We start from the raw sequence: 3,799 nt of genomic DNA, 5'->3' as shown, positions 1-3,799 counted from the left end.
TTTCTTTTCGCCCTGTTTTTATTCAAAAAATTATTCCGTAGCATGGCTATGCAAGAATTTTGTGAAGAAAAACAAAACAAAAATAATTTATTTTCTTAATCAGCATCTTAATAGCGGTTTAGTATAATAATAGTAGCTCCATTGGTTACTACTGACGAGTCATTATTATATCCTGCACCAAATATATGAATCGATTTATTTATTGTTATTGCTCCTGAATGTTAAATATATCCTCCAGGTAAATAAACCGTATCCCCATGATTGGTTTTAGCAAGTGCACTATCTAAAGAAGTTTCAAAAAAAACATTACCATTTTGGTGGATGGCTATCAGGTTTTGGGAATATGTATATAAAAATCCAAAAGAGATGATTAAAACAATTAATAACTTTTTCATATTCTTATTGGACTTTAATTATTTTAGTTTTATAACTATTTGATCTATCTAAACTTATAAAAGTCAAGTTATATATTCCGTCAGGTAATTCTGATATATCAATAAACCTTTTAGCACATCCAGATACAATTAATTTCCCCACTTGATCACAAACTTGATAAAGATATGGTTCATTAGCTTGGAAATATATTAATCCAGTACTTGGGTTAGGAAAAATTTTGATATCAAAATTAGAAATGCTACCCTCAATATTTGTGCTTTGTTTTAAAGGAGTTGGGTTGAAGTTTATGGTGTCATAAATATCTCTTATATCATCAACCATAACAAATGCAACATCAATATTGTCAATATTTGACTTCCCAGCTTTTCTCACGAAAGTATAAGCTACATCAAAAATCAATGTGTCATTCGACTTTAGGTTATATGGTCCAGTTGATCCTAGTCCCCTTCTATCTGCTGGAGTATTACCACAGGTAACTTCCGACCAACCACTTGTGTCTTCTGGATGATCAGGAAAAATATGATTTGTATTTTCATATTTCCAAATGTCATGAAACCCATTTCCACCATATTTCATATGTTGCCCATTTTTGAATAAACCATGTAAATAGTTATAATAATGTCTGCCTGTTTGGGGATTACCTTGCAAACTCCAGTCATTATTATAGTATATAAAATAGTCAAGTTTTTTATTAAGAAAGTTTACAGTCATAACAGGAGGATTTTCTCCATATCCAGAAGAATCATCATTATCACCATTATAAACATAATACATGTTTTTTGCAGGATTACAGCCAACGTAATCGTCAAATGGATAGCCAAGCTCGAAATCGACCCAATTCCCTAAATATAGTTCATGATAATCATTGTTAGACCTATTGATAATCTCATATCTAATAAAGAGTGTATTATTCAATGCTACATCATTTTCATTTTTGAATTGATACGCATATCCATGAATTTCTATACCAAGTGGTAGTGTATCTGTAACAATGTGAGAATGTTCATCATTATACATGAAAAAGAGAAGTTCATCACCTATTAAATAGGGATAATCTCCCTTTTCAGGATTATATACTCCATTACTATCATAATCAATAAATTTAGCTAAGCTATTTGCTTCACCGTATGTTCCATCATTAGAAGCTGGCCAATTAGAAATAACATCTGGTATTTGATATCCTGAAATCTTAAAATTATTTACATGATTTTGTATTAATGATTTAGTGACTTTCCAAACTCTGTCATATTTTAATTTATAATTATTTGAATAGTCAGTTGCTATCGGCCCAGCTTTAAAATCACCATCTGCATCTGGATATAAATATGAATAGGTATTAGCCCCAATATGAAGTTTATTCGAATCATCTAATCCACCAATCCATAAAGTAGCAACGAAAAGTGAGTTTATGTTTTCATTTTTTGGAACTTTAAAATGTTTTTTACAGTAATCCCAAAATAGATCCCCATTTGAATTGATACCTGCTGAAATATTATTAGCAGAAATAGTGTCAAATGATTTGTCTTCAACATTTTTAACAATTACATGTAAGTATCCAGTATCTCTATATGCAACTCCACTATCTGAGTACCATATCCAATATGAAATATTCACGTTTCCATAAAAGTATGGAGTAGGTTTATAGTAAATCGAGCTATCACCATCTTTTCTCATTGTGTCGTAATATGCCTCCCAATGTTCTTTGTTGACAATTTTTCTTGGATAAAATTTAAAAGCTCTTCCAGTATCAATTATATCATTCCTAAGTACATTAAAGGAAACATACTGATTTTTATATATTTCAACCGTATCATTGTTCGTAATGGGTTTGGATTGTGAGAAAACGTTGTTACCCAAAAAAATTAAACATAAGAGCAAAAAAATACTTTTAATAACTTTCATAATCAATAATTTAATCATAATTAATAATATGCTATAGGAAAGCCTGCTTGTAGTAGTTAGAGAAGCATTAATTGATATTGCTAATATAGGAAATCTTTTTGAATAGGTAATTAAATGTTTTGATTTCCATGATTAGTTGTTCACTTCAATAAATACATCATCCATTACTAAACTAAGCATAGGTAAACAGAGTTTTGATACTCTGATCTTGTGGGGGCTAAAACATATTGTTAAGTAAAGCAAAGTAATTACTAACAGTTTCATTATTTCCCCATTTTTCTATGTAAAAAGATTAATTGCATAATTTAATAAAGATATTTGTATTTAAATTAGAAACAAATGTAAATAAAGTTTTTGTTTCTTCCAAATTTTCCCCATTTTTATTTTAAAATTATTATTTATTTTGATTCAAACATCAACACATCTTTCTTAAAATCAAGCTTTTATTTCTTGATTTATGTGTTTTATTTTTTTCAAAACTACAAACATTTTTGAACGTAATTTCGATAGTTTTTTTTACTTTCCAAATTATTTGGAATATGCCAGCACTTTTTTGTTTGACTCCATTTGTAGCCATCAATTGTTTTGAGAACTGCAATAAACTTTGTATCATACTTAAAACTAATTGATAAGTGCTTTTCGTTTCTATGGATAATTTCTGTAATCATATTAATAAAGTTCCGTTTATCTGCATATATAGGTAGTGCCTCTAAGAAAACTATCAAATTTTATGATTTCTAAGATTTTTGACCTGCCTGCCGTCAGGCATGTAAGATTTTTATTTTTTGAGACGAGGCGATGCCTTAGCATCAGTGAGTTGAGAAAGATAGGAATCTAATTTTGCAGAGTTTTCTTAGAGACACTATCTACAATTTGTTGATTTTTTTAGACAGTCTGACGTATTGGCATTTAATTTTACTTTTGATTCAGAATTTTCCCTTGCTGTTTTTTAGTCATCTTGCTCACAACCAAACTGTAAGAATCGTCAATCCATTGCTTTACTAAATCATCATTTACAGTTGAATTCATTTTTATTGTATTCCAATGTTTTTTATTCATGTGAAAACCGGGCAAAACGGTATCAGGATATGAAGCACGTAATTCAAGAGCATTTTCAGGATCACATTTTATGTTAATACTCAAATCACCATCAAGATTGCTAAGTAAAAACATTTTATCCAAAACTTTAAAAACAAGAGTAACTTCATCAAAAGGAAAACTCTCTGTAACAGCTTTTTTGGAAAGGCAGTATTCTCTTATCTCATCAATATTCATAATTCTCTTTTTTATAAAAAAATTCAAATTTAACTTTTTATATGGTAATCGTACATCATTTTGGTTCTATGTCAAATACTGTGGGTAATCAAATTTGCCACAGATTCACAGATTACAAAATTACTCTTTTTGTAATTAATGCTTATAAGAAAACTCATTATTTGACTAGCTGTACCCCGTATATTCCCTAAAGGGGAAAACCCAACACACTGAGTGTGTTGGCATC

General features: G+C 29.5%; 3 protein-coding genes. All 3 read right to left on the bottom strand.

Translation table 11 applies throughout. The features are described 5' to 3' along the window. Window positions 1-221: 221 nt before the first annotated feature. Window positions 222-395, bottom strand: a complete 174-nt coding sequence (locus U9R42_05110; GenBank protein ID MEA3495397.1) for a hypothetical protein — start codon at window positions 393-395, stop codon at window positions 222-224. Between the two features lie 4 nt (window positions 396-399). Beyond that, a complete protein-coding gene (locus U9R42_05105; protein ID MEA3495396.1) occupies window positions 400-2,298 on the bottom strand; it encodes a hypothetical protein in 1,899 nt (632 codons plus the stop codon). Window positions 2,299-3,213: 915 nt separating this feature from the next. Further along, window positions 3,214-3,573 (bottom strand): MmcQ/YjbR family DNA-binding protein, encoded by a 360-nt coding sequence (locus tag U9R42_05100; GenBank protein MEA3495395.1) that lies wholly within the window; start codon window positions 3,571-3,573, stop codon window positions 3,214-3,216. Window positions 3,574-3,799 lie beyond the last annotated feature (226 nt).

The sequence above is a fragment of the Bacteroidota bacterium genome, assembly GCA_034723125.1.
Lineage (GTDB): Bacteria > Bacteroidota > Bacteroidia > CAILMK01 > JAAYUY01 > JAYEOP01.
This window is presented reverse-complemented; position numbering and strand designations above follow the sequence as displayed.